This window comes from Halorussus sp. AFM4 (genome assembly GCF_051194995.1).
GTDB lineage: Archaea > Halobacteriota > Halobacteria > Halobacteriales > Haladaptataceae > Halorussus.
Genome location: NZ_JBNTJT010000006.1, coordinates 302,424 through 327,648, shown reverse-complemented (window position 1 = coordinate 327,648; position 25,225 = coordinate 302,424). Strand labels below are relative to the sequence as shown.

Genomic DNA, 25,225 nt, shown 5'->3' with positions numbered 1-25,225 from the left:
GACCGGCTGTCACGTCGTCACGCCCAGGTGGCGGTCCATCACCTCGTCGTTCTCCCGGAGCTCGTCGCTCGTGCCGTGGTAGACGATCTCCCCGCGGTCGAGCACGTAGTGGCGGTCGGCGAGTTCGAGCGCCACCTGGACGTTCTGCTCGACCAGCAGGACCGAGATGCCCTCGTCGTTGAGGTTCCGGACGAGGTCCTCGACCCGCCGGACGACGAACGGCGCCAGCCCCTCCGTCGGCTCGTCGAGCAGCAGCAGGTCGGCGCCCGCGACCAGCGCCCGGGCGATGGCGAGCATCTGCTGCTCGCCGCCCGACAGCGCCGACCCCAGTCGGTCGGGGTGCTCGCGGAGGTTCTCGAACTCGGCCAGCACGTCCTGGGGGTCGCGCGACCGGGCGGTGTCGCTCCCGCCGAGCCGTCCGATCCGGAGGTTCTCCGCGACCGTGAGGCCGGGGAAGATGCGCCGCTCCTCGGGGACGAACGCGACGTTCCGCCGGACGGTCTCCTCGGTCGAGAGCCGGGTCACGTCCTCGCCCCGGAAGGCGACCCGGCCGGCGTCGGGCGCGACGTTGCCGACGATGGCGCGCAGGGTGGTCGTCTTGCCCGCGCCGTTCCGGCCGACCAGCGAGACCACCTCGCCCTCGCCGACGCAGAGCGAGACGCCGCGGAGCACCTCGGTCGCGCCGTAGCCCGCCACGAGGTCCGCGACGTCGAGCAGCGGGTCGTCGCACCACCCGGCGTCGAGCCGGTCGCTCCGGTCCGATTCTCCGGGGGTCACTCCCGGACACCCCCGAGGTACGCCTTCTGGACCTCGTCGTCGGCCGCGATGCGCTCGGGCGGCCCGGTCGCCAGCACCTGCCCGCGGTGGAGCACCGTCACGGCGTCCGAGACGTTCATCACCAGGTCGATGTCGTGCTCGATGAGCAGCAGCGTCCGGTCGGAGAGCACCTCCTCGACCAGCGCGATGGTGCGGCGGGTCTCCTCGCTGCCCATCCCCGCGGTGGGCTCGTCGAGCAGCACGAGGTCGGGGTCGGTCGCGAGCACCAGCCCGAGTTCGAGCCGGCGGCGGTCGCCGTGGGCCAGGTTGCGGGCGTGCTCGCCGGCCCGGTCGGCCAGCCCGATGTCGGAAAGCACCGCGTCGGTCCGGTCCGCGACGCCCGCGAACCGGTCGGTCGGGCTGAACAGCTCCTGGCGCAGCGAGATCTCGCCGGCGCCCTCGGCGACCGACTGGGCCGCCAGCCGGACGTTCTCCCGGACCGACAGCCCGCCGAACACCGTGGAGATCTGGAACGACCGGCCCATCCCGCGCCGGACCCGCTCGTGGGGCGCCAGCCGGGTCACGTCCTCGCCGCGGAACCGGACCGACCCGGCGGTCGGCCGGAGCGCGCCGGTGAGGCAGTTGAACAGCGTGGTCTTGCCCGCGCCGTTCGGCCCGATGACGCTCCGGAACTCACCGGCCCGGACGTCGAGGTCCACGCCGTCGAGCGCGGTGAAGTCGCCGAACCGCTTGGTCAGTCCGTCGGCCCGCAGAACGGGGTCGGTCTCGGGGTCGAATCCGTCCGCGCCGTCCGAGACGGCCATCACTCGTTCACCTCCTCGACCAGCGGGTCGGCGTCGTCGCCGCGGGCCTCCCCGCGGCCCTCGGGCGTGCCCCGGCGCCGGCCGGCGGTCTCCAGCAGCCGCTCGGGCAGCGAGACGAGCCCCCGCGGGAGCGCGATGACGAAGACGACGAAGACCAGCCCGAGGAAGAACTGCCACTGGTCGGTGTACGACGACAGCAGGTCCTCGAACCCGACGTAGACGCCCGCGCCGACCATCGGCCCGTAGAGGGTGCCCATCCCGCCGAGCACGGTCATCACCACCACCTCCCCCGAGTTGAGCCAGTGGAGCAGCGACGGCGCGACGAACCCGTCCTGGACCGCGAACAGCCCGCCGGCAAGCCCCGCCATCGCGCCCGACACCACGAACGCCCGGCGCTTGTAGGCGGTGACGTCGTAGCCGACGAACTCGGTCCGGCGCTCGCTCTCCCGGATGGACTGGAGCACGCTGCCGAACGGCGCCCGCATCATCCGGCGGGCGACCAGGTAGGCGCCGACCACGGTCGCCAGCAGGAAGTAGTAGAACAGCCCCTCCTCGCTCACCGCGGGGACCGTCTCGGCGATCTCGTCGAGCTCCATCGCCGCGCCGCCGAGGCCGTACACCACGTCGGCGCCGAACAGGCCGTCGCTGCCGCCGGTCCACTCGAACTTGAAGACGGCGCGGTAGAACAGCTGGGCGAACGCCAGCGTGATCATCGCGAAGTAGACGCCCGACACCCGGATGGAGAGGTGGCCGATGGCCCACGCGATTGCCGCGCAGACCACCACCGCGACCGCCAGCGCGACGAACGCCGAGGGCGAGACGTGCATGAGGACGAGTATCGCCGCGTACGCGCCGGTGCCGTAGAACAGCGCGTGGCCCAGCGACACCAGCCCTGCGTACCCCATCACGAAGTCGAGGCTGAGCGCGAACAGCGCCCAGACGAGCGCGTCCGACAGCAGCGTCAGGACGTACTCGGAGTACAGCACCTCGACGCCGAACGGGACGACCGCCAGCAGCCCGACCGCGAGCGCGCCCAGCCGGAACCGCTGGCGGTCCGAGAGCACGCCGCCGGTCCGGCCCGCCAGGAGCTCGCCGTCGGACTCGCCGCCGTCGCCGGCGCTGGTGCCGAACAGCCCCTCGGGCTTCGCGAGCAGGACGCTGATCATCAGCACGAACACGATCAACCCCTCCATGACCGGGAGGTAGGTGCGGGTCAGCGTCTGGATGACGCCGACCGCCAGCCCGCCCGCGACCGCGCCCCGGAAGCTGCCGAGCCCGCCCAGCACCACGATGACGAACGCCGGGATGATGACCGCGTTGCCCATCCCGGGGTTGACGTTCTGGTAGGCGCCGAGCACGACCCCCGCCACTCCGGCGAGCGCGGCGCCCGCGCCGAACACCAGGGTGTAGTAGCGGTCGATGTCGACGCCGAGGTTCCGGACCATCTCGCGGTCCATCGAGCCGGCCCGCACCACCAGCCCGAACCGGGTCCCGTTGAGCGCCCACCAGGTCGCCAGCGACAGCGCCGCGCCGAACCCGATGATGAAGTAGCTGTACAGCGAGTTGGTGACGCCCAGCACCGTGACCGGGCCGTCGAGCAGCGGCGGCGCGCTCAGCGCCTTGGCCTGCTTGCCCCACAGGAAGGTGATGACGTCGTTGAGCATCAGCACCAGCCCGAACGTCAGCAGGATGTGGTACAGCGGGCTCCGGTCGTACAGCGGCCGGAGCGTGAACCGCTCGATGGCGGCGCCCAGCGCGCCCACCAGCGGGGGCGCCACGACCAGCGCGAGCCAGAACCCGGTCCCGCCGAACGGCGCGACCACCGCGAACGCGAAGTACGCGCCCAGCGCGAACAGCTCGCCGTGCGCGAAGTTGATGACGTCCATCACGCCGAAGATGACCGACAGCCCCGCGGCGATCAGGACGTACACCATCCCGATGGTCAGCCCGTTGAGCAACTGCTCGGCGAACCCCGCGACCCCGACCATGTTAGAGGTCGCAGTCGGTCTCCGAACAGGGCGGGATGGCGTCGGGCCCCGCGACCTTCTTGCGGAGCGCCACCCGCGCGGCCTGCCCGGAGTCGGGCTGCACGTTCTCGCCGGCCCACACCGGGTTGGTGGCCTGGTGGTCGCACTTCCGGAACCTGTTGGGGCCGAACAGGCTCGGCACCTGGAGGCCCGGGAGCGTGTCCTTGACCTCCTCTGGGTCGCTGCTTCCGGCCTCCTCGATGCCGTGGGCGGTCATCCGGATGGAGTCGTAGGCGACCCGGGCGAAGCTGTCGGGCGTCGAGCCGTAGGCGTCGCGGTACGCCGACACGAACTCCTGGTTGTCGCCCGTGGTGATCTGGGCGTTGTACCGGACCCCGCCGTAGGTGCCGTAGGCCGCCGGCCCGAGCGCGTTCCGGACGACCTGGAACGTCATCGTCGGACTCACGATCTCGACGTCCCGTTTGAGGCCGGAGTTGGCGGCCTGCTTGGTGAAGTTGATGAGGTCGCCGCCGGTCATGCCCAGCACCGCCACGTCGGCGTCGGAGTTGCTAATCTGGCTGACGTACGACCCGAAGTTGCTCGCGCCGAGCTGGGACCGCGAGACCCCGACCTCGGTGAACCGGTCGCTGGCCGCGGCCATCCGGGACTTCCACTCCCGGCGGACCGACTGGCCGTAGGCGTAGTCGGCGATGTGGAACCACACCTTGGCGCCGACGTTGTTCGCGGTCCAGGGCGCGACCGCCTCGGCGATCTGGGCGGTGTGGGTCTCGGCCCGGAACACCCACTCGTTGCACTTGGCGCCGGTGATGTTCATGGCGGCCGCGCCCGGGTTGTAGATCACCTCCTCGCTCTCGGCGAACGAGTTGAGCGCCAGCGCGGTCGAGCTGGAGATGGCGCCCATCAGGAACCCCGCGCCGTCCTGCTGGACCACCTTCTGGGCGGCCTGCCGGCCGGTCGCGGTGTCGGCCTCGGTGTCCTCGTACACCGCGTTCAGCTCGAAGCTGAACCGGTCGCTCTCGTTGACGTGCTGGACCGCCAGCTTCGCCCCGTTGCGCTGGCCCTCCGCCAGGCCGCCGTACGGGCCGGTCATCGGGCTCAGGACACCGTAGGTCACGGCGTCGATGCTCTGGGTCCGGCTGCCGAGTCCGGCGCCGCCGACGCAGCCGGCGAGGCCGCCCGCTCCGGCCAGTCCCGCGAGTCGCAGGACGCTCCGCCGGGACGCTCCGCCGGGCCGCGACGACTCGCCGTCGCCGGCCCCGTCGCTCGTCTCCCCACCATGGGAACCGTTTTCGTACCCCATACCAGCTACGCGGCAGCTTCAGTAATAAACTATTGTGTAGGATGTGGGCGGGACGCCGGCGAAATAACCCGCGAACGTGTCGGGATCGCGTCAGCCCGCGAGGACCGACCGCGCGGCGGGTTCACGCGAAGTGCGGGACGACCTCGTCGCCGAGTCGCTCGACGCACTCGACCATCCGGTCGGTGCCGATGCCGGGGTGGTACGTCCGGAGGATGACGTGGACGTCGTCGCCCAGCGCCTCGCGGTACGCCTCCAGCTGGTCGACGACCTGCTCGGGCGTGCCGTAGATCGCCTGGTCCTTCAACTCCCGCTCGCGCTCGTCGTCGAGTTCCGCCACCTCCTCGCCCGAGAAGATCTCGGCGTAGCGCCGCTGGATGTAGAAGTAGCCGTCCCTCATCGCCTCCCACGCCGCCTCCTCGGAGTCGTCGACGAAGCCGTGCTGGAGGACGTAGACGTCGAAGTCGTCGGCCGCGTCGCCGGCCTCGCTCGCGTCCTCCCGCAGCCCCTCCTCGGCCCGGACGCTGCGGATGTCCGCGACGCGCTTGCGGACGCCCTCGACCGAGAGCGCAGAGGGGGCACACCACGCGTCGGCCACCCGGGCCGCCCGCCGGACGGCGGGTTTCGCGGACCCGCCGTACATGATCTGGACGTCCGAGTCGGGCTTGGGCGTGACGCTCACGTCGGGCGAGACGTCGTGGAACTCGGGGTCGTAGTCGAGCGGCCCGTCGGACCACGCCGCCCGGAGCAGGTCGGTGGTGTCCGAGAGGCGCTCGACCCGCTCCTCGCGGGGGACGCCGAACTCCTCGAACTCGGTGGGGTTCGACCCGATGGCCAGCCCGAGGGTGAGCCGGCCGTCCGCGAGCAGGTCGACCGTCGCGGCGTCCTCGGCCAGCCGGACCCCGTCGTACAGCGGTGCGAGGGCGATGCAGGTGCCGAGCTCGATTGCGTCGGTCTCGGCGGCGAGCGCGCCGAGCGTCGGCATCGTCGCCGAGAGGTAGCCGTCCTCGGTGAAGTGGTGCTCGGAGACCCACGCGCTGGCCAGCCCCGCGTCGTCGATGGCCCGCCCGAGGGTCAGTATCTCGTCGTAGAGCTCGGCCATCGACCGGTCGTCGTCCGGCCGGCGCTGGCCGGTGAACAGTCCCGTCCCGATGTCCATGCGTCCGCGGACGGTCGGGGACGCCTTAACGTTTTAGCGTGGTGACGGGTCGGGGCCACACCGCCGGGCGCCTCACCGCCTCAGTCGTCGGCCGTCGCCGCCGGCGCGTCGAGCCGCCGGTCGAGGAACTCGTCGAGCAGTTCGAGCGACCGGATCTTCTGGTCGACGTCCGAGGAGCCGTGGCCCTCCTCACCGAGTTCCGCGTACTCGAAGTCGCCGTTTGCGACGGCTTCGCCGTCGTTCGGAGACGCCGCAGGCGTCTCCCTCTCCTCGTACCCCGCGTCGAGTAGCGCGTCGCGGAAGATGCGGGCCTGGGAGACCGGTACGCGGTGGTCGTTGACGCCGTGGGGCATCAGCAGGGGCGCGTCGAGGTTCTCGACGTGCTCGACCGGGCTCCGCTCCCGGTAGAGGCCGGGGTTCTCCTCGGGCGTCCCGAGGTTCTTCTCCATCAGGCCGGTCCTGAAGTGGGGCATCGTGTTCTCGTACATGTCCTCGAGGTCGGTCACGCCGACCCAGGCGATTCCGGCGTCGTACAGGTCGGGGTACTGGACCAGCTGCCAGTAGGTCGAGTAGCCGCCGTACGAGCCGCCGAACACGACCACCCGGTCCTCGTCGATCCAGTCGCGGGTGTTCAGGACGTGCTCGACCGCGGTCGCGATGTCGCCCTGCTCGGCGCCGCCCCAGTCGTCGTAGAGCTGCTGCACGAACTCCCGACCGCGGCCGGACGACCCGCGGTAGTTGACCTGGAGCACGGAGTACCCGCGCTGGACGAGGAACTGCGTCCGGTAGCTGAACGCCTTCTGGTCCATCGAGCGCGGGCCGCCGTGGGGGTTGACGACGAGCGGCGACGGGCGCTCGCCCGAGTCGTAGAGGAGCGCCCCGATCTCCAGCGTCTCGTAGGGGTCGTGGTCGACAGCCTCCGCGGGGGTCTCGGGCACGCCGTCGGACTCGAAGGTGAAGTACTCGGCGTCGGCGAAGTCGTCCGGGGAGAACGGGCCGTACTCCCGGTCGAACACCGTCTCGTACTCGTCGGTCGAGAGGTCGTAGACCAGCAGCTCCTCTCGCGTGGTCGGCGTGGTGTGACCGACGAGCACGCGGTCGTCGTCGACGACGCGGTCGCTCTGCCACCCGAACGAGGCCACGCCGTCGGGCAGGTCGAGCTCGCGGCCCTCGCCGGTCTCGACGTCGTAGACGACCGGCACGGTGGTGGCCTCGCGGTACCGCGTCGCGAGGAACCGGTCGCCGCCGGGCGTGAAGAACACCGGCGTTTCGGAGTACTCGGTGTCGTCGTACCACCGGACCTCGTCGGCCTCGAGGTCGTAGATCCCGCTCCTGTCGAGGTCGTCGGCGTTGTCGCCGACGAGGAGTCGCTCGCCGTCCGGCCCCCAGTCGACGGGGAACGCCTCCGCGCCGGCGTCGCCGACGCCGAGGTTCCGCGGGTCCGACCCGTCGGCGTCGGCGACGTAGACGTCCGTGTTGCTCGTATCCTCGGCCTCGTTGGTGGCGTAGGCGATGCGCTCGCCGTCGGGCGAGAGGCCGGCTCCCCTGACCGACCGGTCGTACTCGGTCAGCTTGGTCGTCTCGCCCGCCGCGAGGTCGTGGCGGTAGAGGTTCATCTGGCCGTCGCGGTTCGAGCCGACCAGCAGCGTCTCGCCGCTCTCGCCGACGGCCTGGACCGTGTTCTGGCCGTCGCTCTCGACGATCGGTTCGGTGTCGCCGTCCCGGTCGACGGCCCAGACGTCGTTCTGCTCGTCGCCGCCCTCGTCGCGGTGGAAGAACACGCGGTCGCCGTCGGCGCCCCACCTGATCGGCCACCGGTTGTTGCGGGGGACCTCGCCGTCGCTCCAGCGCTCGCGCTCGCCGGTCTCGAGGTTCAGGACGTGGAGCTCGTTGCGCCCGGTGCCGTTGTAGTAGAACGCCACCCGGTCGCCGTCCGGGGAGACGGTGGGGTGGGCCAGCTCGGGCAGGCGCGCGAGCTCCGCCAAGACGTTTTCGTCTGACATGCAACGGTCCGAAACCGGCGATTGGTACAAAAAGTTACCTGTTCCCGGACCGCCGACGATTTCGCCCTCCCGGCTACCGCCGCGGTCGACGGTGGGCTACGCCTCGTCCTTCTGGACCGTCTCGCGGCCGATGAACCGGGGTCGTTCGTCGATGGCGAGGAAGTTGTCGACGTCTTCGCGGGCCTCCTTGGCCTTGCCCTTGTCGGGATCGTAGTCGCGGGAGCCCTCGCTGCCGAGCGCGTCGTAGAGCTTCTCGAGGTCCTCGAAGTAGAGCTCGGCGACGCCGTCGAACTCCGCGTGCTCGGGGTCCGTGGGCAGGACCGTGTTGTACTTCACGACGCCGTCGATCTCGCGGGCGATGGGAGTGTGCTCGGTCTGCCAGTAGTCGACGAACTCCTCGTGGGACATCCCCTCCTTGCGGACGAGGAACGCCGAGTGCTTGTAGAGCCCGTCGGTGTCGCCGTCGACGTCGTCCTTCTGGACGGTCTCCTCGCCGATGAACCGCGGCCGGCGGTCCACGTCGAGGAAGTTGTCGACGTCTTCGCGGGCCTCCTTGGCTTTGCCCTTGTCGGGATCGTAGTCGCGGGAGCCCTCGCTGCCGAGCGCGTCGTGGAGCTTCTCGAGGTCCTCGAAGTAGAGTTCGGCGATGCCGTCGAACTCCGCGTGCTCGGGGTCGGTCGGGAGGACGGTCTGGTACCGGACGACGCCGTCGATCTCGCGGGCGATGGGAGTGTGCTCGGTCTGCCAGTAGTCGACGAACTCGCCGTGGCTCATCCCCTCCTTGCGGACGAGCAGGGCGACGTGCTTGTACATAATTGATGGCACAGTTCGGACGGTCATAAAACCACGCGAGCGACCGGCCCGCGAGCGGTCCGCCCCCGGCGTTCCGACGGCCGGCGGTCCGACGCACCGTCGACCGGCGGTCGCGCGACGGTGGTCCCTGGACACACCGGCGATCAGTGGCCGCCGGAGACGAGGCGGAGGCCGACGATGCCGACGACGATGACGCCAATGAACGCGATGCGCGCCAGGTCGGCCGACTCGTCGAACAGCGCGATGCCCAGCGTCGCGGTGCCGACCGCCCCGATGCCGGTCCAGACCGCGTAGGCGGTCCCGACGGGCAGATTCTCGACCGCCCGCGCCAGCAGGACCATGCTGATCACGAGCGCGACGGCGGTCGCGGCGGTCGGCATCGGCTTCGTCAGGCCGTCGGAGTACTCCAGGCCCACGGCCCACGCGATCTCGAACAACCCGGCGACGACGAGGACGTACCACGACATGGGCGCCGGTAGTCGATCGGCGGACCTTTAGCTTCCGTTCTCCCCGGACCGGTGCGATCGCGCACCGTCTACCGCTCGTACCGTTCGACCAGCAGCATCGCGACGACCGTCCCGCCGATGACGAGGATCGGCGGGACGACGCCACCGTCGAGGGCCGCGACGATTCCGCCGGCGATCAGGCCGGCGACGACCAGCCCGACGTTCCGCCACGGGACGCGGTCGACCGGGAGCTCGCTCATGTGCGGTGGTGTGTGTCCTCTCTTACATAAAACTGGGTGTCCTCCCTCGCTGCTCGGACAGGGACCGGCCGAGCGGTTTCCTCGTCCGGAAGGGTGTACGTCGTCCTTCTCGAACCGGTGACCGGCGTCCCCTCCGCCGACCGTCGACCCAAAGCTTATCCCGGTTCCATCGGAAATCTAAGGTGATGCCCTCCACTTACGGCAGTCGCTCGCGGAACCGACCCCTCGGGGTGACCGTCCTGTGTCTCCTCGGGTTCGTCGGCGCGCTGTTCAGCCTCATCGACAGCGTCGGGATGCTGGGCGTGCCCGGTCCCGGGCCGGTGCTCGGACTCCTCGGGCTGATGCTCACGCTGGCGAAGCTGGTCGTGCTGGTCGGTCTCTGGAACCTCCAGCGGTGGGGTCACACGTGGGCGCTGATCTTCTACGGCTTCGCCGGCGTGCTCGCCCTGCTGACGGTCGATCCGATATCGCTCGTCATCAACGTCGCCGTCGTCATCTACCTCATGAGCAAGGGTCACCACTTCCGGTGACTACTGGCGGCCCTTCAGACTCCGTGACGCAGACCGAGCAGGTGCAGCGACCGATCGAGACGACGTCCGGCGAGCAGTGCCTCGTTCGAATGCCTTCGCATCGGCGGATCCTCATCGCGGTTCGGTGTCGAGTCCGGTGAACTCGAACCGACTCCCTCCCGACTCGCTCTCGGTCGCGTTCAGCTCCCAGCCGTGTGCGTCGGCGATCCGCCGAACGATCGTGAGTCCCAGACCGGTCCCCTCCTCGGCCGTCGAGTAGCCCGCGTCGAACACCGCTCGTTCGTCGGGTATCCCCGGCCCGTCGTCGGCGACGTAGAACCCGTCCTCGAAGTCGCCGACGGTCACCGTCACGTCCGGCCCACCGTGTTCGATGGCGTTCCGAATGAGGTTCTCGAGCAACTGCTGTACGCGGCTCCGGTCGCCCCGGACCGTTCGCGCGGTGTCGACGTCGAGCGTGGCCCGCTCGGTTTCGACGTTGCCCCAGCAGCGTTCGACGGTCTCCGCGAGGTGGATCCGTTCGGCCTCGGTAGCCGCGTCGCCGTCACGAGCGAGCGACAGCAAGTCGTCGATCAGCGTTCGCATTCGGTGGTGGGCGTCCGCGATCTCCTCGAGGTGGGTGCTGTCGCACTCCTCGCGGGCCAGGTCGAGGCGCCCCTCGGCGACGGTCAGGGGATTGCGGAGGTCGTGAGAGACCACGCCGGCGAACTCCTCCAGGCGCTCGTTCTTCCGCTCTAACTCCCGCTCCCGTCGCTTGCGTTCGGTGACGTTCCTGGAGAATCCGACCACGCAGTCGGTCAGCTTCTCGGTCTGCAGCGACGTCAACCGGAGATCGAGTACGAACTCCTCCTCGGGCACCTGCGGGCTCACCTCGACGCTCACCTGGCTCTCCTCACCGCCGATGATCGCGTCAAACCCGTCCTCGAGAGCGGCCACTTCGTCCTCGGTGAGGATGCCGAGGTCTGCGAGGGTCGAGACGTGCTGGCCCTCCCAGAGGTCCTGCGGAATCCCCGAGGCCTCGGCAACCCGCTGATTCACGAACTCGAACCGATGGTCGGAGTCGACCACGTAGATGCCGTCCTCGGTGTTCTCCACGATGGTCTCGTACTGTTCGAGGTCCTGTTCGCGCCTCTTGCGCTCAGTCACGTCGCGGGCGTACACGACGATCCCTTCGATGATCGGGTCGTCCAGCAGGTTCCGCCCTCTCACACCGATCCACTGCCAGAAGTCGTCGGCGTGCGCGAAGCGGAACTCGGTCGTGACGCGTTCCTCCGGACTCCGGACCTGATCGGCGAACTCCGCTATCACCCGTTCCCGGTCGTCGGGATGGACGTAGTCGAACGCGTTATCGCCGACCATCTCCTCGGCGGCGTACCCGAGCACCCGTTCGGCGGCCGGGCTTAGATACTGGAACGTGCCGTTCGGATCGACGACGGTGATGACGTCGGTCGATTCCTCGATCAGGTGTCGGTATCGTGCTTCCGTCTTCTTCACCTCCCGCTGCGCCCGGTACTGAGCGACGGCGTTCTCGATGCGGTTCGCGAGTAGCGTGTACTGCTCCGTGCCGGGCGTCTTCTGGAGGTAGTCCGTCACGCCGGCCGAGATCGCCTCGCTGGCGATCTCCTCGCTTCCCTTGCCGGTGAACAGCACGAACGGGAGGTCGGGGTAGTTCTCGCGCACGGCGTCGAGGAACTCGATCCCGTCCCGTTCGGCCATGTCGTAGTCGGACACGATACAGTCGAAGTCCGCCTCGGTGAGCCGAGTCAACCCCTCGCCGACGCTCGTCGCCGTCTCGACGGAGAACTGCTCGTCGGCCCGTTCCAGATACGTCGCGGTCAACTCCACGAAGTCGGGTTCGTCATCCACGTGAAGCAACTGAATCGGCTCATCCATTGCGTGCTTGCATGAAACTACCGTCTAAAAAACCTATCCCCCGAACCCCACTTCGGCTCCGAAACGTAGGCCATTCAACAATCAGTGCTAGTTCCGTTCTCATCAAGCGTGGTTACGGTTTCACGACCTAGTTCGCTATCTCGTCATTGTTACTCGCATCACGTCCCGCGTACGACGAGCCACCGCCGGTCTCCCGCAACGCCGGTCTCCCGCGCCGACGGCGCTCCGAACCGACGACCGCCGACATCCTCCACCTACTTTCATTACCGTCCTCGACGTAATCCGGCCATGGGATTCTATCAGCGCGATTTCATGGAGGGCACCCGCGGCACCATGGGCGTCGACTGGGAGGAGCGCATCGACTTCCGGCGCATGCGCGAGGAGCGCAAGGACCGGGCCCTCGAACGGATGCGCGAGGCCGGCCTCGGGAGCATGCTGCTCATCGACGACCCGAACGTCCGGTACGTCACCGGCCTGGCGATGACCGGCGGGAGCGGCGCCGACCACTACACCCTCCTCACCGAGGACGGCGACGTGGTCCACTGGGACACCGCCGACCACGCCAGCAACCAGCGGTTCAACTGCCCGTGGCTCGACGACATCCGGTACGCCGCGCCCGGACTGGGCAACGTCCCGCGCGCGTCCGGGCGGGACTCCGCGCGCGACTGGCTCAAGGGCAAGATGGCCGACCTGGTCGTCGAGGCGATGGACGAGTACGGCGTGAAGAAGGAGCCGATGGGCATCGACGTGGGCAACCAAGCGCTGATTGGCAAGTTCGAGGAGCGGGGCGTCGACGTCCGGCCCGGCGAGTGCGCGCAGGTGATGGAGGACGCCCGGAAGGTCAAGACCCGCGACGAGATCGAGTGCCTCCGGATGGTCGCGGCGCTCTGCGAGGCCGGCTTCCAGCGCATCAAGGAGACCGCCAAGCCCGGGATGCGCGAGTCGGAGGTGTGGGGCGAGGCCACCCAGGAGCTCTGGCGGCTCGGCGCGATGGTCCAGGGCGGCTACCTCACCTCGGGGCCGAACACCTGGCCCAAGCACCAGGCCAACACCACCGACCGCGTGATCCGCCCGGGCGACCTGGTCTACGCCGACTTCTACAACATCGGGTTCATGGGCTACCGGTCCTGTTACTACCGCACCTTCAGCGTGGGCGAGCCCACCCAGGCCCAGCAAGACGCCTACGAGACGGCCCGCGACGACCTCTACGACGTGCTCGAACGCATCGAGCCCGGCGCGACCACCGACGAGATCTGCGAGGGGTTCCCCGACGAGGAGGGCGAGCACATGGACTGGTACGGCGCCGACGAGTTCTGGGAGATGACCACCAACCACTGGGCCCACGGCCTGGGCCTCCAGCTCTACGAGGTGCCGCTGATCTGGCGGGGACTCTCGCCCGACCACCCCCTCGAGATCGAGGAGGGGATGACGATGGCGGTCGAGACGATGCGGCCCGCCGACCGCCAGGGCGTCCGGGTCGAGGAGATGGTGGTCGTCCGCGAGAACGGCGTCGAGATCCTGAGCCAGTGGCCGGTCGAGGAGATCACGACCATCGAGCACTGAGTCGGCGCGCTCCCCCTTCCTGCGCTCCGAAGTCCGCTGTCGAGCCGACGCGCGTCTGACGCTTCGCCCGCTTCGGTCGGTTCGGACGCTTCGCGCGGTTCGTGAGCTTCGCGTCCGCCGACCGCTTCGCGTGCTTCGTCGGCTTCCGGCGTTTCAGGTGGTTCGACTGGAGATTTGGCAGGGTCGCGTCAGGCCGCGTCACCCCCGTCGCTAGCTTCGCCTTCGACGTCGTCACCGGTGATCGCGTCATCCTTCGCGTTCGGCGCGCCGACGACCAGCAGGCGACCGTCCGTCCGGGCCTCGAACTGCCGCCACGTCTCGGGCGGGATCACGACCACCTCGTCGGCCCCGAGCTCGAAGCGCTCGCGGTTGCCGTCCCCGTCCTCGACGGTCACGCGGAACGTCCCGTCGAGCACGTAGTACAGCTCCTCCTGCTCGCGCTGGCGGTGGCGGTTGTTCGACTCGCCCGCCGCGAACTCCCAGACGCTCGGGCGCATCTGCTTCGGTCGGAGCTCGTACCCCACCGCCTTCAGGCCGGGCTCGACCCCCTCCACGTCGCGGGTCTCGAGGTCCGCGAGGCAGGTCTTCGCGTACATCGCCGAGCTACTCCGTGCCCTCCTCGGGCGGCAGCACCGTCGAGACGCGGGCGTTCTCCTTGATGCGGATGCCGCCGGGCGCGACCGAGAGGGGTATCCGGCCGAGGTCGGTCACCTCCAGTGTGGGGTGGAACGCGCCCATCCGGCGCACCGCCTCGCGGGTCTGGACCCGGAGCGGGCGGTCGGCCGCGATGGACTCGTTGTACTCGACGAGGTACTGGCCCGCGCTCAGATGCCACCACTGGTAGTCGTCGTCCTCGTTCCGCCACACCTTCTCGTGGGCCGAGACGTTGGGGTCGTCGAGTTCGTCGCCGCCGAAGTCGACGCGGCCGGGCGTCTCGACCCGCAGCACCTCGTTCGCGGTCAGGTCGAGGCCGCGGTCGGTCACCTGGGTCTCCTCGTGGAGCAGGCCGTCGACGAGCGTGGTCAGCTGGCTGGGTCGCATGGCTGGTGGGACAGACGGGCGCGACCGGGAAAAGTGTCCGACGTCGTTCGCGGGTGCGGTCGCCGTGCCGAGCGAGTCGAGTCGGAGCCGCCGCGACGGGCGACCGCCTCAGAGCTCGCCCATCTCCTGCTGGCGGCGCATCAGGTAGAGGAAGTACGGACCGCCGACGAGCCCGGTCACGACGCCGACCGGGATCTGGGTCGGGGCGAGCGCCAGCCGGGCGCCCACGTCGGCCGCGACCATGAGCGCCGGGCCGGCGAACACGCACCCGACCATCAAGCGCTTGTACTCGCTGCCGACGATGGTCCGGACCATGTGGGGCACGACCAGCCCCACGAAGCTCACGATGCCCGCGACCGAGATGGCGGCGCTGGCCGCGAGCACCGCCACGCCCGCCAGCGCGAACCGGACCTTCTCGACCGACATGCCCAGCGACTTCGCGGTCCGCTCGCCCAGCAGGAGCACGTTCAGCTGCCGCGACCCCGCCAGCGCCAGCACCAGCGAGACGGCGGTCCACGGGAGGATGATCCGGACCTGCTCCCAGTCGACCCCCGTGAGCGACCCCGTGGTCCACGCGATGGCCGACTGGACGACGCCGAGGTCCTCGGCCAGGTAGAACAGCCCGCGCTGGAGCGACCAGAAGACGGTGCTGACGATGACGCCCGCCAAGACGAGCCGGACCGGACTGGTGCCGCCCTTCCAGGCGATGAGGTAGACCAGCACGAAGGCGAGCGCGCCGCCCAGCGCGGCGAACAGCGGCAGGAACGGCGCGAGCCCCGAGAACACGACCAGGGTGAGCAGCACCGCGAGCCCGGCGCCGGAGCTCACCCCGAGGACGTACGGGCTGGCCAGCTCGTTGCGGGTCACCGCCTGGAAGATGGCGCCCGAGATCGCCAGGTTCGTGCCGACGAGCGCGGCCACGATCACCCGCGGGAGCCGGATGTTCCACACCACCAGCCGGCGTCGGCCCATCTCGGGCAGGTCGGCGCCGAACAGGAACGCCCGCCACGCGTCGAGGTCGAAGACGATGGACGGGTCGAGCACCGCGCGCCACGCCTGGGCCAGCGTCATCGAGTACGTTCCGAAGCTCACCTGTACCAGGCCCGCCACGACCACCACGGCGACGCTGCCGAGGACGACCGTGGCGAGCGAGCCGTCGATCCAGCCCAACAGGCCCGACTCGGCCCGGTTGTCGCTGTGTCCGCGGGTGTCACTCGCCATTCTCTGGTTTAGGCTACCCTAAACTGACACAAAGCCATTTCGATACGGGCGCGGCCCCGGACGCCGTCCCGCGACCCGCCCCGAACGTGGAATCCTGCCGACTCGACAGGGACAAAATTATATCCCGGCTGGCCGCAACGCGACTGTATGGCCGACCTGCTGCCCTCCAGCCCCGACCCCTCCGCCGGCGACGGGGCCGAACCCCGCGTCGTCGGCGTCGACTCCGACGACGCCGAGGAGCTGCTGGCCGCCCTCCAGTCGGAGACCGCCCGGGACATCCTCGGGGCGCTCTACGACGACCCCGCCAGCCCCTCCGCGCTCGCCGAGGAGGTCGACACCTCCATCCAGAACGTCCGGTACCACCTCGAGAAGCTGACCGACGCCGACCTCGTCGAGGTCGCCGACACCGTCTACTCCGAGAAGGGCCGCGAGATGAAGGTGTACGCCCCCGCCGCCGAGCCCCTGGTCGTGTTCGCCGGGGGCGACGACGACGCGCCTGGCGTCGAGTCCGCCCTGTCGAAACTGCTGGGCGCGCTCGGCGTCCTGGGCCTGTCGAGCGTCCTCGTCCAGCGGCTCTTCGGCGGCCCGGCCCGCTCCGGGGAGCCGGTCGACGTCGACGTGTCGCTGGGGAGTTCCGGCGACGCCGCGGCGACCACGACGGCGGAGAACGCGACGGCGCCCGGCCCGAACGCCGCCGGGACCACCGCCGAGTCGGAGGAGTACCTCACCGGCGCGGAGACCACCGCCGACGCCGGCAGCGCGACCGTCACCGAGTCGGGTCGGACCGGCGCGGAGGCGACGACGACCGAGGCGTCCCGGACGATCGCGGAGGCGACCCGGACCGCGGCCGAGACGACCCTCGATTCGACGACCACCGTCGCGACGGCGGGCGATACCGCCGCGAGTGGCCTCCCGCCGGGTCTGGTCTTCTTCGCGGGCGGGCTGGTGGTGCTGGTCGCGCTCGGCGTCGCGTGGCACCTGCGCGCGCGCTGACGGGAACGCCCAGTTCGGTCCGGTCTCGTCTTTCGATTCCGAAACGACGCGGCTAATCTTACGGAATCATCTCCGGGACGTGGGGGAAAACGGTGGGTCTTTTATATGATGCCGCGGTTATTAGGAGTATGGAACAACTGCTCGAGAGTCGCGAGACCGGAACCGACGTAGACCTCTCCCGCAGCGCCGAGGACTTCGACTCGCTGCTGTTCTGCGGCCGATGCGGCGAGCGATTCCAGGCCTCGGAGGCCACCGACGACGGGTGGTACTATCGGTGTCCGAACGACGACTGCGACGCGGAGGGGATCCACGAGGACCTCTATCCGGTGAAGGACGTACTCCCGTCGACGCACTGAACCGAACTCGTCGCCCCACCGAACCGCGGCGCGCGTCGCCCGGGCGGATCTCCGCCTCGGGCGGACCGCTGGCACGACAGGAAGCGACTGCGTCGGCGATTCCGCCGCCGACGCCTCGGCGAGTTCCGACGTCTCGCGACTCCGCCGACGGGGTGGTCGATTCTATCGAGTTACTCCGTGCGAGTTCACGCCGCGGCGCGTCCCCGACGGTGCGGCTGCGCCACCGCCCCGCGCGATACGCCTATATACGTCCGGCGGCTTACCCCTCGTTCACATGATGGCGACCACTCACGCGCTGTTCGGGATCGTCCTGGCCAGCGCGGCGGCGGCCGTCGCGCCCGAGTTCGCGCCCGTCGCGCTCGTCGCCGGCGTGGTCGGGAGCGTCTTCCCCGACCTCGACCTCTACGCCGGCCACCGCCGGACGCTCCACTTCCCGGTGTACTACGCCGCCGCCGCGCTGCCCGCGGTCGCGCTGGCGGTCGCGCTCCCGGCGGCCGCGACGGTCGCGCTCGCGGTGTTCCTCGCCGGCGCCGCGGCCCACTCGCTGATGGACGTGTTCGGCGGCGGCCTCGAACTCAAGCCGTGGCGGGCCGAGTCCGAGCGCGCGGTGTACGACCACTACCGGGGCCGGTGGGTCCCGCCCCGGCGCTGGGTCCGCTACGACGGCGCGCCGGAGGACCTCGTGGTCGCGGTGGCGTTCGGCGCGCCGGCGCTGCTGATCTACGACGGCGCCGTCCAGACGTTCGTCGCCGCGGTCCTGGCGGTCTCGGCGGGGTACGCGCTGGCCCGCAAGCGCCTCGCCGCGCTGGCCGAGCGCCTCGTCCCGCACGCGCCGGCCGCGCTCGACTCCCACATCCCCGAGCGCTTCCGCGACGCCAGCGACCCCGCGCCCCGGAGCGAGCCCGGCGACTGAAACCGCACCCCATCACCGCGGTTCTCCCGGCGCCGACCCGTCCCCGTCACCGGATTTTAAGGCACTGACGGTGCTTCTCGACGTATGGCACCTTCCCGTCCGACGGTGTACACGGTCGACGAGTACGACGCGCTGGAGTTCGACGCGGTCCTGTTCCGCGAGCAGAGCATCGTCTGCCTCGACGCCACCGACGAGGTCCGGGTGGTCCCGCTGAACAAGGTCAACCACGTCGACGCCGACCCCGAGACGATGCTGGTCGAGCGCGAGCTCCCCGAGAGCTTCTACGGCGGCGGCGACTACGGATTCGTCCGCCTGGAGGAGTACCCCGAACTCCAGCAGCACCTCGAGGACCTGGAGGCCGAGCAGTACTGAGGCGGGCGTCGGCGCCTCGGCACGTCCGGGGTGCGTGTTCCGGTGCGGCGACGCGACGGTTCCCCGACGTCGCTCCCGCACTCACGCCGACAGCGCGCGCTCGATGCCGCGCCGGATCCGCTCGGCGTCCGGCCGGTAGGCGTCCTCGCGGGCGAACAGCGGGAACGGGACGTCGTAGCCCGTGACGCGCTCGACCGGCGCCTCCAGGTAGTAGAGCGCGTCGTCGTTGATGCGGGCGATGATCTCGGCCGCCAGGCCCGCGGTCCGCGGGGCCTCGTGGACCACCACGCACCGGCCGGTCTTCCGGACCGACTCCAGGATCGTCGCCGAGTCCATCGGCGAGACCGTCCGGAGGTCGATCACCTCCGCGTCGACGTCGGCGTCCCCGCCCTCTACGGCGCTCAGCGCCTCCGCGAGCATCGCGCCCCAGGCGACGACCGTCACGTCCCCACCTTCGCGGACGACCTCGGCCTCCCCGAGCGGGACGGTGTGCTCGCCCTCGGGGACGGGTTCGCGGGCGGCCCGGTACCGGCTCGTCGGTTCGAGGAACATCACCGGGTCGGGGTCCCGGACGGCCGAGGTCAGCAGCCCCTTGGCGTCGGCGGGGTTCGCGGGGACCACCGTCTTGAGCCCCGGCACGTGGGCGAACCCCGCCTCGAAGCTCTCGGAGTGGAGCTCCAGCGCGCGGATGCCGCCGCCGTACGGCATCCGGACGGTCATCGGCACGCCCAGCGTTCCCCGGGTCCGGCTCCGGAGCCGGGTCGCGTGCTGGACGAGCTGGTGGAACCCCTGGTAGACGAAGCTGGCGAACTGGATCTCGGCGACCGGGGTGTACCCCGTCGCGCCCAGGCCGACGCCCAGCCCCAGGATGGCCGACTCCGCCAGCGGCGTGTCGTACACCCGGTCGGGGTACGCCTCCCGCAGCTCCTTCGTCGCGCGGAACACCCCGCCGCTGACCCCCACGTCCTCGCCGTAGACCAGCACCGACTCGTCGCGGGCCATCTCCTCGTCGAGCGCCTGCTGGATCGCCTCCACCAGCCGGATCTCATTCGCCACGGCCCGACACCTCCCCGCCGCCGGCCCGCTCCTCGCCGCTCATCCCCTCCTCGGGGGTGGTCGTCTCGCCGCCGCCGGTCTCGCGCTCGAACTCGGACTTCTGCCGGCCGAGCTCCGGCGTGGGCTCGGCGAAGACGTAGTCGAACATCTCGGCGGGCACGACCCGCTTCCGGCCCTCCTTCGCCCGGTCGATCTCGTCGGCGATCACCCCCTCGATCTCCTCGGTGATCTCGGCGATCCGGTCGTCGTCGAGCAGCCCCTCGTCCCTGAGGTACTGCTCGAACCGGGCGATGGGGTCGCGGGCCTCCCACTCGGCCTCCTCCTCCTCGGTCCGGTACACCCGCGGGTCGTCGCTGGTGGTGTGCATCGACCGCCGGTAGGTCAGCGCCTCGACCAGCACGGGGTCGCCCTGACGGGCGCTCTCGAGGGCGTCGCGGGTCACGGCGTGGACGCCCAGCGGGTCGTTGCCGTCGACCTGGACGCCCTCGATGCCGGCCGCGACGGCCTTCTGGGCGATGGTCTCGGCGCGGGTCTGGCTCGCCCGCGGCGTCGAGATGGCCCACTGGTTGTTCTGACAGAAGAAGACGACGTGGGCGTCGAGCGCGCCGGCGACGTTCATCGCCTCGTAGACGTCGCCCTCGCTGGTCGCGCCGTCGCCGAAGTAGACCATCGCGGCCTCCTCCTCGCCGGCGATCTCCTTGCCCCACCCGATGCCGGCGGCGTGGAGCGGCTGGGAGCCGACCGGGATCGACGGCGGGAAGTTCGGCCCCGACACCTCGGCGCCCTCCTCCATCCCCATCGCGTACCACAGCAGGCGGTGGATCGGCGCGCCCCGCGCGAGCAGCGCCGCGCCCTCCCGGAACGACGGCACCAGCCACTCCTCGGGGTCGAGCGCGGTCGCCGACCCCACCTGGGCGGCCTCCTGGCCGACGCCGGGCGCGTAGGTCCCGAGCTCGCCACGCCGCTGGAGCGCGACCGCCCGCTCGTCGGTCCGGCGGGAGAGCCGCATCAGCCGGTAGAACTCCACCAGCCGCTCGTCGTCCAGCGCCGGCGCGACCGCCTCGTCGAGGGTCGCCTCCTCGTCCAGTGCTTGCACGTACTCGACCGAGAACTCGGCCACTCGCTCGCGGGTCACGGGTCGGCTACCACGGCATCGCACTTAGCTGGCGGTGGCGCCGCCGACCGCCGGGGCCGGCGTTGTGAGTAATGCCGAAGTTTATTGGTCGCCAGCGGACTATCGGACGGTAATGAGTCGGCAGGTCGGACGCGGGGACTCTCACGACGTTCTCGACCTCGATAGCGGGCTCGACGCGCTGCGTCGGAGTCCCGACCTCAGCGGACCGGTAGAACCGCTCGACGACCACGAGCACGGCAACGACCACTTCGCGCTCGTCTACGAGGACCGCGAGGAGCAGTTCGCGGCGGTGATCCCGTTCGTGCGCCAGGGGCTCGAGCGCGGCGAGCGGTGCATGTACATCGCCGACGAGAACTCGCGGACGGAGGTGCTCGACGAGATGCGGGACCGCGGCATCGACGTCGACGCCGCCCTCGAGTCGGGCGCGCTGTCGGTCCACACCAAGCGCGACACCTACTGTCGGGGCGGCTCGTTCGACCCCGACGACATGATCGCCTTCCTCGAGGACGCCATCGACGAGGCGCGCGAGGAGTACGAGGCGCTGCGGGTCACCGGCGAGATGACGTGGGTGTTCGGTCCCGACCCGGACATCGACGACCTCGTAGAGTACGAGGGGAAGCTCAACGACCTCCTGCCCAGCGAGGACGGCATCGCGCTCTGCCAGTACAACCGAAATCGGTTCCCGGCCGAGGTGCTGCGCGACATCGTCAGGACCCACCCGCACCTCGTCTACGACAACACCGTCTCGCAGAACTTCTACTACACGCCGCCCGAGGAGTTCTTCGGCCCCGAGCAGCCGAGCCGGGAGATCGACCGGATGCTGGGGGTGCTCAGCGAGCGGACCCGGGCGAAGGAGGAGCTGCGGAGCCACAAGCAGTACCTCCGGGAGCTCCACGAGACCACCGCGGACACCGACCTCTCCTTCAGGGAGATGGTCGAGCAGCTGCTGGAGCTCGGCCGCGAGCGGTTCGGCCTCCGGGGCGGGGCGCTGGCCCACCTCCCGTCGTGGGACGGCGACTTCGTCGCGGAGGTGACCGTCGGTCCCGAGATGCCCGAGGAGCCCGGCGTGCTGCCCGTCCAGCCGGGCGAGAGCTGCTTCTGTCGGCAGGCCATCCAGCGCGAGGAGGCGACCGCCGTCGCCGACGTCGTCGAGCACGGGTGGGACGACGACGTCGTCTACGAGGAGTTCGGGCTCCGGACCTACTTCGGGATCCGGGTGACCGCGGGGAGCGAACCGTACGGCACGCTCTGGTTCTACGACACGTCGCCGCGCGACGAGCCGTTCACCGAGGACGAGCGCACCTTCCTGCAGATGATGGGCCAGTGGGTGAGCAACGAGCTCGAACGCACCGAGCGCAACCGGGCCCAGCGCGAGCTGTACGAGATCACCGCGAACAGCGACCTCTCGTTCGACGAGAAGGTCGACGAGCTGCTGGAGCTCGGCCGCGACCGGTTCGGGCTCGACGCGGGGTTCCTGCTGCGGAAGGAGGGCGACCGCTTCCGGGTGGTCAAGACGCGGGGGACCGACCTCGAGGAGGGCGCCGCGACGCTCTGTGCGAACCCCGACCAGTACTGCAAGCAGACGATCCAGGTCGACGTCCCGGTCGGCGTCGAGGACACCGCCGCGGAGGGGTGGGACGACGACCCCCTCTACCGGCAGTACGACCTCGGCTGCTACCTCGGGACGAAGGTGACCGACAGCACGGGCGTCTACGGGTCCGTCTGCTTCGCCGACACCGGCTCGCGGGACGTCGAGTTCACCGACGCCGAGTACACCTTCCTCGACCTCATCGGCCAGTGGCTGAGCTACGAGCTCGAACGCGAGGAGCGCGAGCGCTACCTCCGCGAGCAGAACGAGATCACGGCCGACGCCGACCGCTCCTTCGAGGAGAAGCTCCAGGCGCTGTTCGACCTCGGCTGCGAGCGGTTCGACCTCGAACTCGGGGCGATGGCCCGGATCGACTCCGACACCGACCGCTTCGAGATCGAACACGTGAGCGGCGATCACGCCCACCTCGAACCGGGCACCGAGCTCCCGCTGTCAGAGACCTACTGCTCGGCGGCCGCCGAGGCGGAGGGGCCGGCGAGCGTCGCCGACCCCCTCGACGCGGGGTACGAGGACGCCACCGTCCACCGGGAGTTCGGGCTGGAGTCGTACATCGGCACGTACGTCGAGGTCGACGGCGCGCCCGACCGGACGTTCTTCTTCGTCTCCTCGGAGCCGCGGGAGGCGTTCTCGGAGGCCGAACGCGCCTTCCACCGCCTCATGGGCCAGTGGATACAGTACGAACTCGAACGCCGGCGCCACGAGTCTCGGCTCCAGAGCAAGAACGACCGGCTCGAGTCGTTCGCCAGCATGCTGGCCCACGAGCTCCGCAACCCCGTCCAGATCGGCCAGATCTACAGCGAGCAACTCCCCGAGGACGTCGACGCCGAGGCGGTCGAGTACGTCACCGACGCCTTCGACCGCATCGAGGACATGATCGACGTCATGCTGGTGCTCACTCGCGGTCGGGAGGCGGTCGACGAGCGCGCCCCGGTGAGTCTCGCGGCGGTCGCGCGCGACGCCTGGGACGAGGTGGACGCCACCGGCGACGCCACGCTCGACGTCGCCGTCGACCGCACGATCCAGGCCGACGAGACGTACGTCAGCCACCTGCTCCGGAATCTCCTCGAAAACGCCGTAGAACATGGTTCCACGAGCCCTCGCTCGCAGGCTCGCGAGGACGCTGTCGAGCACGGCGGGAGCGACGTCGCCGTGACGGTCGGCGAACTCCCCTCAGGCTTCTACGTCGCGGACGACGGCGTCGGCATCCCCGATGGCGAGCGCGCCGCCGTGTTCGAGGCCGGGTACACAACCGCCTCCGACAACGGGGGGACCGGGCTCGGGCTGGCGTTCGTCGAGGAGCTCGCGGACGTGTACGGCTGGGACGTCTCGCTGACCGAGAGCGAGGCGGGCGGCGCCCGCTTCGAGTTCCGGGGCATCGACCACGACTGACCGCCGACGCCTACTTTTAAACCCGTCCCGGCGTAACCCTCCGACATGAGCGCGTTCGAGGACCGAACCCGGCGGTGCCAGCGCCGCCTCGCCGAGGCGGGCGCCGACGCGGCCGTCCTGTTCCCCAGCACCAACCTGTTCTACGTCTCGGGGTTCCGCGAGGAGCCGATGGAGCGCCACCTGTTCCTGGTCGTCCCGAGCGCGGAGCGTGGCTCCGCGGAAGACGCGAGCGGGCACGGCCCGCGAGCCACTGAGGACGACCCGGCGTTCGTCGCGCCCGAGCTGTACGGCGAGCAGATCCGCGACGCCTCGTGGGTCGAGGACGTCCGGCTGTGGGCCGACGGCGAGGACCCCGCCGACCTCGTGGCCGACCTCGCCGACGAGTTCGACCTCCGGGCCGGCCGTCTGCTGGTCGACGACACGATGTGGGCGCGGTTCACCCAGGACCTCCGCGAGACCCTGCCCGAGGCCACGTTCGGGCTGGCCAGCGAGGTGTTCGACGACCTCCGGATGCGCAAGGACGAGGCCGAACTCGCGGCGCTCCGGCGGGCGGGCGAGGTCGCCGACGCGGTCAGCGTCGAGATACGCCGACTCGGCGAGGACGCGGTCGGCATGACCGAGTCCGAACTCGCCGCCGAGATCGACCGCCGGCTCGCCGAGGCGGGCGGCGAGGAGGTCGCGTTCGCCACCGTAGCGGGGTCGGGCCCCAACGGCGCCAAGCCCCACCACCGCCACGGCGACCGCGAGATCCGGCGCGGCGACCCCGTGGTGCTGGACTTCGGCGCGTACGTCGACGGCTACCCCGGCGACCAGACCCGGACGGTCGTGTTCGGCGGCGACCCGCCCGAGGAGTTCGAGACGGTCCACGAGGTCGTCCGACGGGCCCAGGAGGCCGCGGTCGAGGCCGTGGAACCGGGCGTCGCCGCAGAGGAAGTCGACCGGGCCGCACGCGAGGTCATCGAAGACGCGGGCTACGGCGACCAGTTCGTCCACCGGACGGGTCACGGCGTCGGCCTCGACGTCCACGAGGGCCCCTACATCGTCGCGGGCAACGACCTGGAACTCGAACCCGGGATGGTGTTCAGCGTCGAGCCCGGCGTCTACCTGCCCGGCGAGTTCGGCGTGCGGATCGAGGACCTGGTCGCCGTCACCGACGACGGCTGCGAGCGACTGAACGACTCGCCCCGGACGTGGGAACCGCTCTGAGCGCCATGACGTACATCAGCCACGCCGTCCGGTCGATCCGGAACGATCCGATCGAGGGCGAGCCGGTCCGGCTCGTCCTGACAGTCGCGGACGACGCCGACCCGTCGGCGGTCGCGGCGTCGGTCGAGTCGCTCGGCGGCGAGGTCGTCCGCGACCTCCCGTTCGACCGCGTGCTGGTCGCGGTCGACCAGACCGACGTCGACGCGGTCTGCTCGCTGGCGGAGGTCGAGTCGGTCGAGACCGACGCGGTGCTCCACCAGACCTGAGTCGACCCGGCCTTCCCTGACTCGGTCGTCTCGGGTCGCAACTGGGACCACGAAATCACCCGCAGACGTTTTCACGAGCCCGTATTCCGGTTGTACTAACCGAGCGCGGACCCTATCGGGCAAGCAGTTTCAAGTGAGT

The 25,225-nt window shown here is 70.2% G+C and carries 24 protein-coding genes; 9 read left to right on the top strand and 15 right to left on the bottom strand.

Features of this window, described 5'->3' with window-relative positions; all coding sequences use genetic code 11:
• Positions 1 to 9: 9 nt before the first annotated feature.
• From ACQUQF_RS24095 to ACQUQF_RS24055, 9 genes are all read right to left on the bottom strand, one after another.
• Positions 10 to 777, bottom strand: a complete 768-nt coding sequence (locus tag ACQUQF_RS24095) for an ABC transporter ATP-binding protein (protein ID WP_435181958.1) — start codon at positions 775 to 777, stop codon at positions 10 to 12.
• Positions 774 to 1,580, bottom strand: coding sequence for an ABC transporter ATP-binding protein (locus ACQUQF_RS24090; protein WP_435181957.1), 807 nt, complete (start codon positions 1,578 to 1,580; stop codon positions 774 to 776). Before ACQUQF_RS24090 ends, ACQUQF_RS24095 begins: the two co-directional genes overlap by 4 nt.
• Positions 1,580 to 3,568: an ABC transporter permease gene (locus ACQUQF_RS24085; RefSeq protein ID WP_435181956.1), complete on the bottom strand. Its 1,989-nt coding sequence runs from the start codon at positions 3,566 to 3,568 to the stop codon at positions 1,580 to 1,582. The genes ACQUQF_RS24090 and ACQUQF_RS24085 overlap by 1 nt, the downstream gene beginning before the upstream one ends.
• A 1-nt stretch (position 3,569) precedes the next feature.
• The gene (locus ACQUQF_RS24080) at positions 3,570 to 4,868 is read right to left on the bottom strand and encodes an ABC transporter substrate-binding protein (RefSeq protein WP_435181955.1); all 1,299 of its coding nucleotides are present in this window, start codon (positions 4,866 to 4,868) and stop codon (positions 3,570 to 3,572) included.
• Positions 4,869 to 4,989: 121 nt separating this feature from the next.
• Positions 4,990 to 6,024 (bottom strand): LLM class flavin-dependent oxidoreductase, encoded by a 1,035-nt coding sequence (locus tag ACQUQF_RS24075; RefSeq protein ID WP_435181954.1) that lies wholly within the window; start codon positions 6,022 to 6,024, stop codon positions 4,990 to 4,992.
• Positions 6,025 to 6,104: 80 nt separating this feature from the next.
• On the bottom strand, positions 6,105 to 8,027 hold the full coding sequence (locus ACQUQF_RS24070) for a S9 family peptidase (protein WP_435181953.1): 1,923 nt from the start codon (positions 8,025 to 8,027) through the stop codon (positions 6,105 to 6,107).
• Between the two features lie 96 nt (positions 8,028 to 8,123).
• The gene (locus tag ACQUQF_RS24065) at positions 8,124 to 8,840 is read right to left on the bottom strand and encodes an EthD domain-containing protein (protein WP_435181952.1); all 717 of its coding nucleotides are present in this window, start codon (positions 8,838 to 8,840) and stop codon (positions 8,124 to 8,126) included.
• Positions 8,841 to 8,983: 143 nt separating this feature from the next.
• A complete protein-coding gene (gene sugE / locus ACQUQF_RS24060; protein ID WP_435181950.1) occupies positions 8,984 to 9,307 on the bottom strand; it encodes a quaternary ammonium compound efflux SMR transporter SugE in 324 nt (107 codons plus the stop codon).
• Positions 9,308 to 9,375: 68 nt separating this feature from the next.
• Positions 9,376 to 9,546 carry a hypothetical protein gene (locus ACQUQF_RS24055; protein ID WP_435181949.1) on the bottom strand — a complete coding sequence of 57 codons (171 nt, stop codon included), beginning with the start codon at positions 9,544 to 9,546 and terminating at the stop codon, positions 9,376 to 9,378.
• A gap of 185 nt (positions 9,547 to 9,731) precedes the next feature.
• On the opposite strand from ACQUQF_RS24055, the gene ACQUQF_RS24050 reads away from it, so the two are divergent.
• Positions 9,732 to 10,076 (top strand): hypothetical protein, encoded by a 345-nt coding sequence (locus tag ACQUQF_RS24050; RefSeq protein ID WP_435181948.1) that lies wholly within the window; start codon positions 9,732 to 9,734, stop codon positions 10,074 to 10,076.
• A 111-nt stretch (positions 10,077 to 10,187) separates the two neighbouring features.
• Here the strand turns inward: ACQUQF_RS24050 and ACQUQF_RS24045 are convergent, their stop codons facing one another.
• Entirely contained in the window at positions 10,188 to 11,966 is a 1,779-nt protein-coding gene (locus tag ACQUQF_RS24045) for a PAS domain S-box protein (RefSeq protein WP_435181947.1), read from the bottom strand.
• 288 nt (positions 11,967 to 12,254) lie between these two features.
• Here ACQUQF_RS24045 and ACQUQF_RS24040 point away from each other — a divergent pair, with 288 nt between their 5' ends.
• The gene (locus tag ACQUQF_RS24040; RefSeq protein ID WP_435181946.1) at positions 12,255 to 13,529 is read left to right on the top strand and encodes a M24 family metallopeptidase; all 1,275 of its coding nucleotides are present in this window, start codon (positions 12,255 to 12,257) and stop codon (positions 13,527 to 13,529) included.
• A 188-nt stretch (positions 13,530 to 13,717) separates the two neighbouring features.
• On the opposite strand, the gene ACQUQF_RS24035 is transcribed toward ACQUQF_RS24040, so the two are convergent.
• The 3 genes from ACQUQF_RS24035 to ACQUQF_RS24025 all read right to left on the bottom strand — a co-directional run bounded on the left by ACQUQF_RS24035 (position 13,718) and on the right by ACQUQF_RS24025 (position 15,791).
• Positions 13,718 to 14,125 carry a cupin domain-containing protein gene (locus ACQUQF_RS24035; RefSeq protein WP_435181945.1) on the bottom strand — a complete coding sequence of 136 codons (408 nt, stop codon included), beginning with the start codon at positions 14,123 to 14,125 and terminating at the stop codon, positions 13,718 to 13,720.
• A gap of 7 nt (positions 14,126 to 14,132) precedes the next feature.
• A complete protein-coding gene (locus tag ACQUQF_RS24030; protein WP_435181943.1) occupies positions 14,133 to 14,570 on the bottom strand; it encodes a dCTP deaminase in 438 nt (145 codons plus the stop codon).
• Between the two features lie 108 nt (positions 14,571 to 14,678).
• Positions 14,679 to 15,791, bottom strand: a complete 1,113-nt coding sequence (locus ACQUQF_RS24025) for a FecCD family ABC transporter permease (protein ID WP_435181941.1) — start codon at positions 15,789 to 15,791, stop codon at positions 14,679 to 14,681.
• Positions 15,792 to 15,938: 147 nt separating this feature from the next.
• Here ACQUQF_RS24025 and ACQUQF_RS24020 point away from each other — a divergent pair, with 147 nt between their 5' ends.
• From ACQUQF_RS24020 to ACQUQF_RS24005, 4 genes are all read left to right on the top strand, one after another.
• Positions 15,939 to 16,784, top strand: coding sequence for an ArsR/SmtB family transcription factor (locus tag ACQUQF_RS24020; protein WP_435181940.1), 846 nt, complete (start codon positions 15,939 to 15,941; stop codon positions 16,782 to 16,784).
• A gap of 128 nt (positions 16,785 to 16,912) precedes the next feature.
• The gene (locus ACQUQF_RS24015; RefSeq protein WP_435181939.1) at positions 16,913 to 17,140 is read left to right on the top strand and encodes a zinc ribbon domain-containing protein; all 228 of its coding nucleotides are present in this window, start codon (positions 16,913 to 16,915) and stop codon (positions 17,138 to 17,140) included.
• Positions 17,141 to 17,414: 274 nt separating this feature from the next.
• Positions 17,415 to 18,053, top strand: coding sequence for a metal-dependent hydrolase (locus ACQUQF_RS24010; RefSeq protein ID WP_435181938.1), 639 nt, complete (start codon positions 17,415 to 17,417; stop codon positions 18,051 to 18,053).
• Positions 18,054 to 18,137: 84 nt separating this feature from the next.
• On the top strand, positions 18,138 to 18,425 hold the full coding sequence (locus tag ACQUQF_RS24005) for a hypothetical protein (protein WP_435181937.1): 288 nt from the start codon (positions 18,138 to 18,140) through the stop codon (positions 18,423 to 18,425).
• Between the two features lie 81 nt (positions 18,426 to 18,506).
• On the opposite strand, the gene ACQUQF_RS24000 is transcribed toward ACQUQF_RS24005, so the two are convergent.
• Both ACQUQF_RS24000 and pdhA read right to left on the bottom strand, forming a co-directional pair.
• Entirely contained in the window at positions 18,507 to 19,481 is a 975-nt protein-coding gene (locus ACQUQF_RS24000; RefSeq protein WP_435181935.1) for an alpha-ketoacid dehydrogenase subunit beta, read from the bottom strand.
• Positions 19,471 to 20,616, bottom strand: coding sequence for a pyruvate dehydrogenase (acetyl-transferring) E1 component subunit alpha (gene pdhA, locus ACQUQF_RS23995; protein ID WP_435181933.1), 1,146 nt, complete (start codon positions 20,614 to 20,616; stop codon positions 19,471 to 19,473). Before pdhA ends, ACQUQF_RS24000 begins: the two co-directional genes overlap by 11 nt.
• Positions 20,617 to 20,728: 112 nt before the next feature.
• On the opposite strand from pdhA, the gene ACQUQF_RS23990 reads away from it, so the two are divergent.
• From ACQUQF_RS23990 to ACQUQF_RS23980, 3 genes are read left to right on the top strand one after another with little or no spacing between them, the layout of a single operon-like run.
• Positions 20,729 to 23,614 (top strand): MEDS domain-containing protein, encoded by a 2,886-nt coding sequence (locus tag ACQUQF_RS23990; protein WP_435181932.1) that lies wholly within the window; start codon positions 20,729 to 20,731, stop codon positions 23,612 to 23,614.
• Positions 23,615 to 23,659: 45 nt separating this feature from the next.
• Positions 23,660 to 24,820 (top strand): M24 family metallopeptidase, encoded by a 1,161-nt coding sequence (locus ACQUQF_RS23985; RefSeq protein WP_435181931.1) that lies wholly within the window; start codon positions 23,660 to 23,662, stop codon positions 24,818 to 24,820.
• A gap of 5 nt (positions 24,821 to 24,825) precedes the next feature.
• Entirely contained in the window at positions 24,826 to 25,086 is a 261-nt protein-coding gene (locus tag ACQUQF_RS23980; RefSeq protein WP_435181930.1) for a hypothetical protein, read from the top strand.
• The last annotated feature ends 139 nt before the right edge of the window (positions 25,087 to 25,225 follow it).